Annotated in this window: 12 protein-coding genes and 1 pseudogene; 7 read left to right on the top strand and 6 right to left on the bottom strand. The window is 66.3% G+C overall.

Features of this window, described 5'->3' with window-relative positions; all coding sequences use genetic code 11:
- Positions 1-153: 153 nt before the first annotated feature.
- Both AC31A1_RS02525 and AC31A1_RS02530 read right to left on the bottom strand, forming a co-directional pair.
- Complete coding sequence (locus AC31A1_RS02525; protein WP_489651589.1) at positions 154-1164, bottom strand: hypothetical protein; 1011 nt, start codon at positions 1162-1164, stop codon at positions 154-156.
- Between the two features lie 988 nt (positions 1165-2152).
- Complete coding sequence (locus AC31A1_RS02530; RefSeq protein WP_489651590.1) at positions 2153-2524, bottom strand: hypothetical protein; 372 nt, start codon at positions 2522-2524, stop codon at positions 2153-2155.
- A 302-nt stretch (positions 2525-2826) separates the two neighbouring features.
- Here AC31A1_RS02530 and AC31A1_RS02535 point away from each other — a divergent pair, with 302 nt between their 5' ends.
- From AC31A1_RS02535 to tyrS, 5 genes and pseudogenes are all read left to right on the top strand, one after another.
- Positions 2827-4080: a helix-turn-helix domain-containing protein gene (locus AC31A1_RS02535; protein ID WP_489651591.1), complete on the top strand. Its 1254-nt coding sequence runs from the start codon at positions 2827-2829 to the stop codon at positions 4078-4080.
- Between the two features lie 125 nt (positions 4081-4205).
- Entirely contained in the window at positions 4206-4736 is a 531-nt protein-coding gene (locus AC31A1_RS02540; protein WP_489651592.1) for a hypothetical protein, read from the top strand.
- A 676-nt stretch (positions 4737-5412) separates the two neighbouring features.
- Positions 5413-5679, top strand: a pseudogene (locus AC31A1_RS02545) (metallopeptidase TldD-related protein); the annotation flags it as partial.
- A complete protein-coding gene (locus tag AC31A1_RS02550; RefSeq protein WP_489651593.1) occupies positions 5676-7070 on the top strand; it encodes a metallopeptidase TldD-related protein in 1395 nt (464 codons plus the stop codon). The pseudogene AC31A1_RS02545 and the gene AC31A1_RS02550, both read left to right, overlap by 4 nt.
- Positions 7071-7115: 45 nt before the next feature.
- Complete coding sequence (gene tyrS, locus AC31A1_RS02555; RefSeq protein ID WP_489651594.1) at positions 7116-8384, top strand: tyrosine--tRNA ligase; 1269 nt, start codon at positions 7116-7118, stop codon at positions 8382-8384.
- A 68-nt stretch (positions 8385-8452) separates the two neighbouring features.
- Here tyrS and AC31A1_RS02560 read toward each other — a convergent pair whose 3' ends face one another.
- Positions 8453-8731: a GlsB/YeaQ/YmgE family stress response membrane protein gene (locus tag AC31A1_RS02560; RefSeq protein ID WP_043685229.1), complete on the bottom strand. Its 279-nt coding sequence runs from the start codon at positions 8729-8731 to the stop codon at positions 8453-8455.
- A gap of 247 nt (positions 8732-8978) precedes the next feature.
- Between AC31A1_RS02560 and AC31A1_RS02565 the strand changes: the two genes are divergently transcribed.
- Together AC31A1_RS02565 and AC31A1_RS02570 are read left to right on the top strand one after the other, a co-directional pair.
- A complete protein-coding gene (locus tag AC31A1_RS02565; RefSeq protein WP_489651595.1) occupies positions 8979-9377 on the top strand; it encodes a DUF3099 domain-containing protein in 399 nt (132 codons plus the stop codon).
- 224 nt (positions 9378-9601) lie between these two features.
- Positions 9602-9820 (top strand): hypothetical protein, encoded by a 219-nt coding sequence (locus tag AC31A1_RS02570; protein WP_489651596.1) that lies wholly within the window; start codon positions 9602-9604, stop codon positions 9818-9820.
- A 24-nt stretch (positions 9821-9844) separates the two neighbouring features.
- Here AC31A1_RS02570 and moaA read toward each other — a convergent pair whose 3' ends face one another.
- The 3 genes from moaA to AC31A1_RS02585 form a co-directional block, all read right to left on the bottom strand.
- Entirely contained in the window at positions 9845-10834 is a 990-nt protein-coding gene (gene moaA, locus AC31A1_RS02575; RefSeq protein ID WP_489651597.1) for a GTP 3',8-cyclase MoaA, read from the bottom strand.
- Between the two features lie 184 nt (positions 10835-11018).
- A complete protein-coding gene (locus AC31A1_RS02580; RefSeq protein WP_489651598.1) occupies positions 11019-12638 on the bottom strand; it encodes a solute symporter family protein in 1620 nt (539 codons plus the stop codon).
- Positions 12635-12991 carry a DUF485 domain-containing protein gene (locus AC31A1_RS02585; protein ID WP_489651599.1) on the bottom strand — a complete coding sequence of 119 codons (357 nt, stop codon included), beginning with the start codon at positions 12989-12991 and terminating at the stop codon, positions 12635-12637. The genes AC31A1_RS02580 and AC31A1_RS02585 overlap by 4 nt, the downstream gene beginning before the upstream one ends.
- Positions 12992-13154: the final 163 nt, after the last annotated feature.

Here is a 13154-nt window from a genome sequence, read left to right on the forward strand (position 1 = left end):
AAGCACGAATACTGCTACTGGGATAAGGAGCGCCAATCGCGCCGCTACATCAGGGCGGGGAGGCGTTTGCCTGCCGTCTGTCAAACCCTTCCAGTGGCCACGCAGGACTGGAATGAAGTTGAACCGACTAAACAAATCATGCCTCCCCCTCGGCTAGGAGACGGGCCAGTCGATGCCCACCTTCGCCGCAGGTTGGAGCCCCAGTGCCGTCTCTCTCACTGCAGCATAGAACCTGGGTGTGACATCGGGGTGGTCCTCGGACAGGCGATACGTGAACACATCCGCCATCTGCGTGGGCTTCACCCGCTTCACCTGGCCGTCAGGGTCCTCGATCTGCACCCAACCGTCGTCAAGGTCCATGTCCGCTATCTGCGGACCAACGATTGCCGCCAACTGCCTAGCACCCTGCTCGTTGGTGATACCTGCCTCCTCACCAACCTCCGATTGCCTATTACTCCGATACCAACCCTGTACGACCCGTAGAGCCTGTTCCATCCGACTCGAAACCGCGAGAGACGCCGTAATTTCCACGTCCTTCACTGCCCGAGTCCTCCCGACAGTAATCGCATGGCGCACAAGAACAAGAGTTTGAGCATGGCCTTCACGGATCATCTCCGCAAGGCGTTCCTCATCAGCTAGGGGGGACACGGATATGCGCCACCAGGCACCTTCATTACTGCCCTCCGTGGCCCCCTCGCGCGACTTCTTAGTCATCCATCTGACGAGTTGCGATACAGGACACGAGCGACCAATCGTCTCAACAGCAATAATTCCCGTATCGCCTTCATCAGGAAAGGAAAAGACTACTCGAAATAGATTACTTGCAGCTTTGTCCTTAATGTCGGTGTCACTTTCGGAAGCATCTCCAATCGCCTTCTCATGGCTGCCAAATTTACCGGCCCATACTGTAGCCCGGATCGTATTGTCAACTATCTCGACCCCTTCGACGCGCAATGCCGGTTTACCGAACGTCCCTTCCTCCTCCACTTCAGCCTGACTGTCATCCGTAGGGTCTCCTACCGCCGTACCAACAGACAGGACCTTCAGAAGAGACTCGGCTATCTCCTGGTACGGGTCCCCCTTGCAGTCAGCAAGGTCCAGGGGTGTTCGCTTGAAGCCCCGAAAAACCTGGAAGGAGAAAAGGCGGTAGCCGTAGGAAGTCATGTCCATTCCTGAGTTTGAGATGCTGCTCGCTGACGCGAAATGGGTGATCTTTCAGCCGGCCTCGCACCTTCGACTTCACGCAGATCCACTCCCTGCATGACGTGACAATTTATCACCCTTCGAATCGAAGGTGATCGACCGTCAATCAGGCTACGACACAGCAACGGACGCCATATCTCACTGAAACGGCACTGAGTGCCGCAGCTTTGCGCGGAACCTTGCATTCCTAGCAATAGAAGATCCATAAGCGTCCTCTCTTGTCACAGGGTGTCATCTCCGCGCGTATACTTTTCACTCTTCTGTGAGGAACGTCTCGCGGTGTAGATGGACCCTCGGCGGGTTGCGTTCATGGAAGCAACGTCGAGGCCGCCAGCGCGGGTTGCTCATGGCCGCCAGCCAGCAGCGCGGCTGAGGCCCAGTGGGGCCCCTAGACATACGTGCATCCGGTTGGTTAGTAACCCGACGCCGTGGCTGGCTGTCGTCGGCTAGAGCACAAACAGTCCTCCTGCCCAACTCAGAGCAGAAGCCCCCGGTCACTCACCTGTGCCTTACTCCTGCTCAAACACGAGCCCGTCTCAGGAGTTGCGCCACCGAGCGAATCCCCTTCGGCGTGCCTTTGATACGCACTAGGCCGTTCCCCTCCGCGTCGGTATGTGCCGCAGCCCATAAGTCCTCGTGTCGCAGCCCTAGCGCGAGAGCAGCCTCGTTCAACTCCTCAGCAGCATCACGCGCTTCCGCCCACCCCTGGACGTACTCCGCCCCCCGAACCCAAGCCGTGGCGTCATCGCCCTGCGACGCACCCGAAGAAGTTCCCGCAGCCATTGCGAACACACCCCTACCCATCAAGCACACTGACCCCATATGAATGTTGCGGACGCAAACGCCGCAGCGTTGGTTGCACTCCTGGAACGAGTTGCGTCCCCCTTCCAGAGAAGGAGGACGCACGATCGTGGACGTCATCGGGGGCGCCTCCCGACGGCTCCCTGTCCTACCGGAGGTAGGCCTTGTACACGTACCCGAAGGTCAGGCGAGGGAGCCCGCCCCTGCTCCGCTGCTTGAGCACGACCCCCACCCAGTTCCGGTTGTACGACGGGGCGAAGGTGTCGCGGATGAAGACGCGATCACCTCGGTAGAGCAGACCCTTGATATACCCGTTGTAGCTGGGCTTTGTGCGCAGCCGGAGCCCGTTGACCGTCACGGTCGTGGTCGAACCGGCCGTGACGGATTCCTTCACCGAGCCCGCCCCGGAGGGAGCGGCGGACGCCGCCGAGATACCCACGCCGGCGAACCCGACCACCACCGCAACGACGGCAGCCAGCCACAGCCCGAACTTCTTGCGCGAAATCCTGATCTTCCCCATGAACGCCCTTCCAGTTCGCAGGATGACGAGACCACCAACATGGCGCGCACTCGTCCTGATGAGTAGCGAGCATCTATGTTTGCGATAGGGAACGTCAAGAGGGTTGCGTAGATTGCTACTGAGCAGACCGACGGAGCCGCCCCATGGGTCGGATGCGTGGACGAGAACGGCTCACAAGCGGCGTTGGCGACCAGGGGCGCAGTAGAACGCAAGCGCGTCAGAGGCGACGCCAGGAACCTCACACAAGAGTGGCCCCGCCCAATACCCTGGCTGTGTCGAGCTGTTCAGAGAGGGGCACGGCCGTGTCGTCTGAAGGTGCTACCCCGGACCCGTACGCCGATCCGCTGGTGTTCGGCCAGCGTCTACAGATCCTGCGGACCCGCAAGGGCATGACCCGCGATCAACTGGGCGGACTGGTCGGCAAGACCGGGTCATGGGTGAAGGGCATCGAGACCGGGCGCCTTCAGACACCCAAGCTGGAGATGATCCTTCGCATCGCCGAGTTGCTGCGCGTCAGGGACCTGTCGGAGCTCACCGGCGATCAGTCCGTGCAAGTCGAGCTGTTCACCGGTCCTGGTCACCCCCGCCTCGCTGCGGTCAAGGCCGCAGTTGATGCCTACCCCTTGAGCGCCCAAAGGGAAGCGCCCCCAGCCGCACACCTCAAGGCCAGGCTGGTCCGGGCATGGACGGCACGGCATTCAGCGCCCAACCACCGTGAGGTGATCGGCGCGTTGCTGCCGGAGTTGATCCGTGACGCGCAGCTCGCCGTGCGCCAGGCCGAGACCGCCCCGGAGCGCAGGGCAGCTCAGGCCTTGCTCGCCGAGGTCTATTCGCTCTCCCAGTTCTTCGTGGCCTATCAGCCGGACGCTGCCTTGTTGTGGCGCGTCGCGGAGCGAGGCCTGATCGCTGCTCAGGAGTCCGAGGAGCCGCACGCCATCGGAGTGGCAGCGTGGCTGGCCGCCCAAGCGCACCGTGACGCCGGCCCGGCGCATTTCGATGCCGCCGACGCGGTCAACCTGGAAACGCTGGCCTATCTCGAACCGCTGCTGCCGGACGCGTCGGACGACGTTATTGCGATCGCAGGAGCGCTTACGTTCGAGGCGGGATACACCGCAGCCCGACGTGCGCAGACCGGCACCGCATGGCGCTATTGGGACCAGGCGCACGACTTGGCCACGCGCCTCCCCGAGGACTACTACCACCCGGTGACGTCCTTCTCCCGCGCAATCATGGGTGCCCACGCGGTCACTGTCGCCGTTGAGTTGCACCATGGAGGCGAGTCCGTACGGCAGGCCGCGCGCGCTGACGCAGTCACCATTCCGTCGAGGCCACGCCGAGCGCGGCACCGCATCGAGGAAGCACGCGGCTACCACCTTGATGGGCAACCTGACGTCGCGCTCGCCACGCTGGAGAAGGCGCACGAGGCCGCCCCAGAGACGATCAAGTACAACGGGTACGCGAAACGGATCATCCTCGAAGAAACCGAGTCGAAAATTCCCGCTCGCCGCCGCCGTGCCTCCGAGTTGGCAGTGAAGATCGGCATGTTGGCTGCGTGACGGTAGGGGCACATTCCGTGCCCTTGCTCTCTCTGTACTGCTCCTACGGTCGAAGACCACGAAGAACCCCGGCGACCGCTCGCGACGGCCCCGGGGCGTGGCCAACGCTGACAAGGAGCGCCGACATGGCAGACAGTACGGTCCCCGCAGACTCCAACACAGCCCCACCCGGTTCAGCCGCCGGCGGGACGGTTGACCAGTGGTTGGCCTCCGCCCACCCCTCACCGAACGCGGTACGCCGTGAGTGGAGCAGCGCGGCGAAGCTTGCGCTGATCCCCCTCGGGCAGAACTTCGACGCGGTTCGCCTTCCCGATGAGATCGTTCACACCGCAGCCCAAAGCTATGAGTCGTCCACCATCGGTGCCCGTCTCGCCCAGCGCCTGTGTGGGCCGGTCATTCATGACCCCGGAGTCCGCCGCTACTACGCCCTTGTGCCGCCCGGCACCGCCCCGGCATGGTCCGCGCGCAGCACAGAGTGCCTGGGTGAAGGTACCTATCTCGGTGTGCCGCGTACCGACCACACCGAGTTGGACGAACGGACGCAGGCTTCCTACTGGTCCGTGCCGATGACCTGGCCAGGGCGCCTGTGCAATCCCGCTGACGTGCTGGCTCTAGTGATCGTGGGCAACAGCGTTCAAGACGAGGACGAGGCGTGACTGTGTCAGCGACGGACACCCCGCCGTTGTCAGCGGAATGCACGGTCGCGCAACTCCCCGCGTACAAGGGGCTACACCAAGACTGCCGTGAGACCGAGGACATCCCGCTGCCCGGAACCACGGGCATCCTGCTCCAGCGTCGCTGCGGCTGCTCCTGCCACCCCTCCGACAAGCCTGGAGTATGAAACTCCTACTTGTCCTGGAGCTGAGGGCCCCAGGACGACCACACGGGAGGTGTCGCGACAGAACCGCCCATTTCATCCCCGCCCCGCCTCCTTGACCCCAGGGAACAAGTGGGGCACGCCCCCGCTATCGGCTGTCCACCACAGCCGATAGCGGGGGTCTCTTACGTGCGCCATCGGACGGACCCACCGCCGATGATCGCCTTCAACTAGCCCATGGGGCCTGGTCAGGTAGGAAACGGCTTCCGCCCCGGGCAAGAAATACACTCCCTGCCTGCGTGCCCGCTAGATAGGCTCTGCGGTGATCGACAGCCCCGCTCCAGGGACACGCTTCGAACGCTCCGAGGCAGCCCAGGAGGTCGACACCAAGTCATCACCAGACCCCGTACAGTCCGGTTTCAACCAGTATGAACAGGGATTGAGGGTAGCCCGTGAAGTACCGCCTGACCTGCACAGACGCCGCTCAGCGAGGTATGCCCCCTGACCCTGCGGTGAACTTCCAGTTCACCGGGCAGCGCTTCTTCAAGATCGAGAACGGGCGGATCACCGGACAGCTGCGGGACGTCGCGTACCAGGCGACGACCACCGACTTCTGGGGGTCCATGGCGGCCGTCGGCGGTCCGCAGACCTACGTCCTGGGTGGCGCCTTCAACTGCGGCAAGGCCCAGCCGGGCCAGGTCGCGGCGGTCTCGCACGGCTGCCCGTCGGCCCTTTTCACGGGCGTCAACATCCTCAACACCACGCAGGAGGCCGGTCGATGAGTCCTCGTACGAACAAGCCGCACGAGATCGTCGAGCGCGCCCTCGAACTGTCCCGGGCCGACGGCTGTGTCGTCATCGCGGACGAGCAGTCGACCGCCAACCTCCGCTGGGCGGGCAACGCGCTGACCACGAACGGTGTCACGCGCGGGCGCACGCTCACCGTCATCGCGACCGTCGACGGCAAGGAGGGCACGGCCTCGGGGGTCGTGTCCCGGTCGGCCGTCACCCCGGAGGAGCTGGAGCCGCTGGTCCGGGCCGCCGAGGCCGCCGCGCGCGGTGCGGAGGCCGCCGAGGACGCGCAGCCGCTGGTCACGGGCGTACCGCAGTCTCCCGACTTCACGGACGCGCCCGCCGAGACCTCGTCCACCGTGTTCGCCGACTTCGCCCCGGCGCTCGGCGAATCATTCGCACGCGCGCGTGCGGGCGGTCGCGAGCTGTACGGCTTCGCCAACCACGAGCTGGTCACCAGCTACCTGGGTACGTCGACGGGGCTGCGCCTGCGCCACGACCAGCCCAACGGCACGCTGGAGCTCAACGCCAAGTCCCCGGACCGTACGCGCTCGGCGTGGGCCGGCCGCTCGACCCGGGACTTCAAGGACGTCGACCCGGCGGCGCTGGATGCCGAGTTGGCCGTACGACTGGGCTGGGCGGAGCGGAAGATCCAGCTGCCTGCGGGCCGGTACGAGACGCTGTTGCCGCCGACCGCGGTCGCGGACCTGCTGATCTACCAGATGTGGTCGGCGTCGGGCCGGGACGCGGTCGAGGGCCGCACGGTGTTCTCCAAGCCCGGCGGCGGCACGCGCGTCGGCGAGAAGCTCGCCGAACTGCCGCTGACGCTGCGCAGCGACCCGAACGAACCGGGCCTGGAATCCGCCCCGTTCGTGCTCGCGCACACCTCCGGGGGCGACCAGTCGGTGTTCGACAACGGGCTGCCGCTGACCGCCACCGACTGGGTGCGCGAGGGCGAGTTGCAGCACCTGCTGACCAGTCGGCACAGCGCGGGTCTGACCGGGCTGCCGGTCGCGCCGTCGATCGACAACCTGATCCTGAGCGGCGGCGAGGACCGTTCCCTGGAGGAGATGGTCGCGAACACCGAGCGCGGGCTGCTGCTGACCTGCCTCTGGTACATCCGCGAGGTCGACCCGGCGACGCTGCTGCTCACCGGGCTGACCCGGGACGGTGTCTACCTCGTCGAGAACGGCGAGGTGGCGGGCGAGGTGAACAACTTCCGGTTCAACGAGTCGCCGGTGGATCTGCTGGGGCGGGCGACCGAGGCGGGGCGGACGGAAAAGACGCTGCCGAGGGAATGGAGCGACTGGTTCACTAGGGCTGCGATGCCCGCGCTGCGGGTGCCGGACTTCAATATGAGCTCTGTCAGTCAGGGCGTATAACCTCGTACCTGATCCACGAGACCATCCCAAGGAGATACGAGAACCGTGACGGACATCGTCGACGAGCTGAAGTGGCGGGGCCTGTTCGCCCTGTCCACCGACGAAGATGCTTTGCGCAAGGCGCTCGCGGACGGTCCCGTCACGTTCTATTGCGGCTTCGACCCGACGGCCCCGTCGCTCCACCTGGGACACCTGGTGCAGGTGCTCACCGTGCGCCGGCTCCAGCAGGCCGGCCACCGGCCGCTGGCGCTGGTCGGCGGCGCCACGGGCCAGATCGGCGACCCCCGCCCGACGGCGGAGCGCACGCTGAACGACCCGGAGACGGTCGCCGGCTGGGTCCAGAAGCTGCGCCGTCAGATCGAGCCGTTCCTGTCCTTCGAGGGCGAGAACGCGGCGGTCATGGTCAACAACCTCGACTGGACGGCGAACCTCTCCGCGATCGAGTTCCTCCGCGACATCGGCAAGCACTTCCGCGTCAACAAGATGCTGGCGAAGGACTCGGTCGCCAAGCGTCTGGACTCCGACCAGGGCATCAGCTACACGGAGTTCAGCTACCAGATCCTCCAGGGCATGGACTTCCTCCAGCTCTACCGGAGGTACGGCTGCACGCTCCAGCAGGGCGGCAGCGACCAGTGGGGCAACCTCACGGCGGGCCTGGACCTGATCCACCGCCTGGAGCCGGACGCCACGGTGCACGCCTACGGCACACCGCTGATGACCAAGGCCGACGGCACGAAGTTCAGCAAGTCCGAAGGCACCGCCATCTGGCTCGACCCGGAGATGACCACGCCGTACGCGTTCTACCAGTTCTGGCTGAACACCGACGACCGGGACATCTCCACGTACGCGCGCATGCTGTCCTTCAAGTCCCGCGAGGAGCTTGAGGAGCTGGAGAAGCAGACCGAGGAGCGCCCCCAGGCCCGCGCCGCCCAGCGCGCGCTGGCCGAGGAGCTGACGACGCTGGTGCACGGCGCCGAACAGACCGCCGCCGTGACCGCCGCGTCCAAGGCCCTCTTCGGGCAGGGCGAGCTGGCGGAGTTGGACGAGAAGACGCTGGCGGCGTCCCTCTCCGAGGTGCCACACGTCCAGGTCGCCGAACTCGGTCTCGTCGTCGACCTGTTCGCCGAGGTCGGCCTGGTGGCGAGCAAGTCGGCTGCGCGGCGGACCGTGAAGGAGGGCGGGGCCTACGTGAACAACGTGAAGGTCGCGGCCGAGGACGCGGTCCCCGCGAAGGAGGACCTGCTGCACGGGCGGTGGCTGGTGCTGCGCCGAGGCAAGAAGAACCTGGCGGCCGTGGAGGTCACGGGCGCGTGAGTGCTTGAGCGCATGGCGAAGGGGGCGGTTTCCCGGTTCGGGAGGCCGCCCCCTTCGTCGTACGACCGTCAGGCTCTCTGTTTGTTCTTGCCGATCGTCGCCATGTACGCCATGTCGACGACGAAGACGATGATGATCGCGGCGATGAGCTGGAACGCGTGGCGGCTCCAGTCGATGCCGCTGGTCGCGTCGACGCCGGCCGCTCGGGCGATCGCGTTGCCGACGATGGCGCCGAGAATGCCGCAGATCGTGGTCAGCCAGAGCGGACTGTGCTGCTTGCCCGGGATGATCGCCTTCGCGATCAGTCCCAGCACGAATCCCACGATGATCGCCCACAACCATCCCATGGCTGCCTCCTTGTACGGCTCGACGTGAGCATTACGCCAAGTGTGGGTCCGGTCGCCGTACGGCGCATGTCGGGTACGGCCATACGTGCCGCGGCGCAGATCGTTCGCCCAGGCCGGAGGTCCCCCGGTCTCGAAGGCGACGGAGGCGCGGCGTAACGTAGGACGTGTCGGGGCCCGGTTCCCGGATCGGGTGCGAACCGGGGTTGCGGGCCGGGGAGAGTCCGATGCGGGCGGATGGTGGAATGTGATGCGGAAGCTGCACGGCGAAGGCAACGCCCAGGTGTTCCGGATCACCGGAGCCCGGACGGGACTCGCGGAGGACATCCGCGGACGCCAGCGCCGGTACGTCATCTCGATGTCGATCCGTACGGTGTCGGTGATCCTCGCCTGCGCGCTGTGGAACGTCGAACGGCACGTCGCGATCGTCGCGTTGGTGCTCGGTGTGCTGCTCCCCTACGTCGCCGTCGTGATCGCCAACGCCGGGCGGGAGAACGCGCCGGGGCTCCCGTCCACGTTCGTCACCGCGCCGCTGCGGCCGATGATCTCACCGCCGAGGTCGGACGGGACGTTCGCGGAACCCGTCCCGGAAGACGTCGTGCCCGAGCCGGCACCCCGCGCGGGAGGCGAACCGTACGACCGGTCGTGACCATGGCGAACGCGCCAGAACCGGACGTCGGCTCCGTACCAAGCTCAAGAAAAGCTCAGATCAATCATGTTGTTCCGGTGCCGGGCGAGCGGTCACCCGTGACATACTTCGTACGCGCTCCGCATCCCCCGTCGGAGCGACGGACCGACGCCGGGCAGCTCCCCCCGTGGCTGCTCGGCGTCGCCTTTATCAGCGCATCTGTGAGACGAATTCCGTGAGTTCCCGTGAGTGACGAGACCCCGATCTGCTCCGCGAAGGGCTGCCGCGCCGACGCCGTGTGGGTCCTCGCATGGAACAACCCGAAGATCCATACGCCGGAGCGACGCAAGACGTGGCTCGCGTGCGAGGAACACCGCGAGCACCTGTCCCAGTTCCTCGGTGTGCGGGGGTTCTTGAAGGACGTCGTCAAGTTCGAGGACTGGGAAGAGCCCGAGCTCCCGTAGGACCCCTTCGCCCACGACGGCTGGTCAGCCGCCGATCGCCGACATCGGCCGGTCCGGCTGGAGGAACGACGGGTCGTCCAGACCCGAGCCCGCCTTCTTGCCCCACATCGCCTGGCGCCAGATGCGGGCGATCTCCTCGTCCGGGGCGCCGGAGCGCAGGGCGCCGCGGAGGCTGGTCTCCTCGCGGGCGAACAGGCAGTTGCGTATCTGGCCGTCCGCGGTGAGCCGGGTGCGGTCGCAGGCCGCGCAGAACGGGCGGGTCACCGAGGCGATCACGCCCACGCGGTGCGGGCCGCCGTCCACGATCCAGCGCTCGGCGGGGGCCGAGCCACGCTCGTCGGAGCCTTCGGGGGTCAGCTCGAAGCGGGTGCGGAGGGAGGTGAGGATGTCGCCCGCGGTGACCATGCCCTCGCGCGTCCAGCCGTGTTGGGCGTCCAGGGGCATCTGCTCGATGAAGCGCAGTTCGTAGTCGTGTTCCACGGCCCAGGCCAGCAGGTCGGGGGCCTCGTCGGCGTTGAGTCCCGGCATCAGCACCGAGTTGATCTTCACCGGGGTCAGGCCCGCGTCGTGGGCGGCTTCCAGGCCCGCGAGGACGTCCTTGAGGCGGTCCCGGCGGGTGAGGGTCTTGAAGACGTCGGGGCGCAGCGTGTCCAGGGAGACGTTGACCCGGTCCAGGCCCGCCGCCTTCAGTGCGGCCGCCGTGCGCTTGAGACCGATGCCGTTCGTGGTCAGGGACATCTGGGGGCGGGGCTCCAGGGCCGCGACCCGCTCGACGATGTCGACCAGGCCGGGGCGCAGCAGGGGCTCGCCGCCGGTGAAGCGGACCTCCTCGATGCCCAGGGAGGTGACCGCGATGTCTATCAGGCGGATGATCTCGTCGTCCGTGAGCAGGTCGGGCTTCGCCAGCCACTGCAGGCCCTCCTCGGGCATGCAGTACGTACACCGGAGATTGCACCGGTCGGTCAGCGAAACCCGCAGGTCAGTGGCCACTCGGCCATACGTGTCGATGAGCACGTGTGCCCCCTCCCTCGTTTCGGATCGCTTGTTTTCCGACACCTGCGAGCCTACGCGACACCTCTGACAACGAGAGCGGCCCGATCCCACGAGGTACGACACGGCCGCGTCGTAGGGATCTACGACGCGGCCGTCGACGTGGGGGGACCGAGTGGGGGGACTCAGGATGACTGGGCGGGGCGGCTCAGTGGGCGCCGGTGCCGGTCAGGGACCGTACCTCCAGCTCCGCGTACTTGCCGGTGTCCGGCTCCTCCTTGGAGAGGATCGTGCCGAGCCAGCCCAGCAGGAAGCCGACGGGGATGGAGATGATGCCGGGGTTCTCCAGGGGGAACCAGTGGAAGTCGACGTGGGGGAACATCGACGTCTCCTTGCCGGAGACGACCGGCGAGAACAGGACCAGGCCGACCGCGGTGACCAGGCCGCCGTAGATCGACCACAGGGCTCCCTGGGTGGTGAACCGCTTCCAGAAGAGGCTGTAGAGGATCGTCGGGAGGTTGGCGGAGGCGGCGACCGCGAAGGCGAGGGCGACCAGGCCGGCGACGTTCAGGTCGCGGGCGAGGGCACCGAGGACGATGGAGACGGCACCGATGCCGACCGTGGCGTACCGGGCGGCGGACATCTCCTGCTTCTCCGTCGCCTTGCCCCGCTTGATGACGTTCGCGTAGATGTCGTGGGCGAACGAGGAGGACGAGGCCAGGGTCAGGCCGGCGACGACCGCGAGGATCGTGGCGAAGGCGACCGCCGAGATGGTGGCCAGGAGGATGGCGCCCCAGTTGGAGTCGACTCCGCCCAGATGCAGCGCCAGGAGTGGGGCGGCCGTGTTGCCCGACTTGTTGGAGGCGATGATCTCGTCGGGTTTGATCAGTGCGGCGGCGCCGAAACCGAGGGCCAGGGTCATCAGGTAGAAGGCACCGATCAGGCCGATGGCCCAGATGACCGACTTACGGGCGGCCTTGGCGGTGGGCACCGTGTAGAAGCGGATCAGGATGTGCGGCAGGCCGGCGGTGCCGAGGACCAGGGCGAGGCCCAGGGAGATGAAGTCCAGCTTGGTGGTGCCGGTGGCGCCGTACTTGAGGCCCGGGTTCAGGAAGGCGGAGCCCTTGCCGCTGTTGGAGGCGGCCTTGCCGAGCAGGTCGGAGACGTTGAAGTTGAACTTCAGCAGCACCAGGAAGGTCAGCAGCAGGGCGCCTGCGATGAGCAGGCAGGCCTTGACCATCTGGACCCAGGTGGTGCCCTTCATGCCGCCGATGGTGACGTACACGATCATCAGCACGCCGACCAGGGCGACGATGCCGATCTTGCCCGCGTCGGTGGTGATGCCGAGGAGCAACGACACCAGGACGCCCGCGCCGGCCATCTGGGCCAGCAGGTAGAAGATCGAGACCACGATGGTGGAGGTGCCGGCGGCGGTACGGACCGGGCGCTGGCGCATGCGGTACGCGAGGACGTCGCCCATGGTGTAGCGGCCCGAGTTGCGCAGCGGTTCGGCCACCAGGAGCAGGGCGACCAGCCAGGCGACCAGGAAGCCGATGGAATACAGGAAGCCGTCGTATCCGAAGAGGGCGATCGCGCCCGCGATGCCGAGGAAGGACGCGGCGGACATGTAGTCGCCGGAGACGGCGAGGCCGTTCTGGAAGGCGGTGAACTGGCGGCCGCCCGCGTAGAAGTCGGCGGCGCTCTTGGTCTGGCGGCCTGCCCATACGGTGATGACGAGCGTGGCGGCGACGAAGATCGCGAACAGGGTGATGATCAGCGGCCGGTGCTGGCTCGCCTCGCCTGCGGCCAGGGTGATCGCGGGGCTCATGCGCCGCCCTCCATCCGGGACTTGATCGCCGCGCCCTTGGGGTCGAGCTTCGCGGCGGAGTACCGCGCGTACCACCAGGCGATCAGGAACGTGGTGAGGAACTGGGCGAGGCCCAGGACCAGGGCGACGTTGATGTTGCCGACGACCTTGGTGTCCATGAAGTCGTCCGCGTAGTTGCACAGCAGCACGTACAGCAGGTACCAGACGATGAAGGCGACGGTCACCGGGAAGGCGAAGGAGCGGTGGGTGCGGCGCAGTTCGGCGAACTCCGCGCTCTCCTGGACCTGTTCGAACTCCTCCGTACTGGGGAGTTGGTGTTCGGCTTTCGAGGGGGGTGGTGTCTCGGTGGCCACGGTGTCTCCTCGCGTTACGGACCTGCGGGTTCTGGTCTGGCTCGGCGCTTCCTGCCCAAGGGCACGGCGCCGCGCGTCGACCGGTTCAACTCCTTTGACTTCTTTCGGTAGTCGTCTTTGGGAAATCATTGCTGGCCAGCCGCCGCGGGAGATAACTTCAGGT

It is taken from the genome of Streptomyces sp. P5F9 (genome assembly GCF_057961495.1).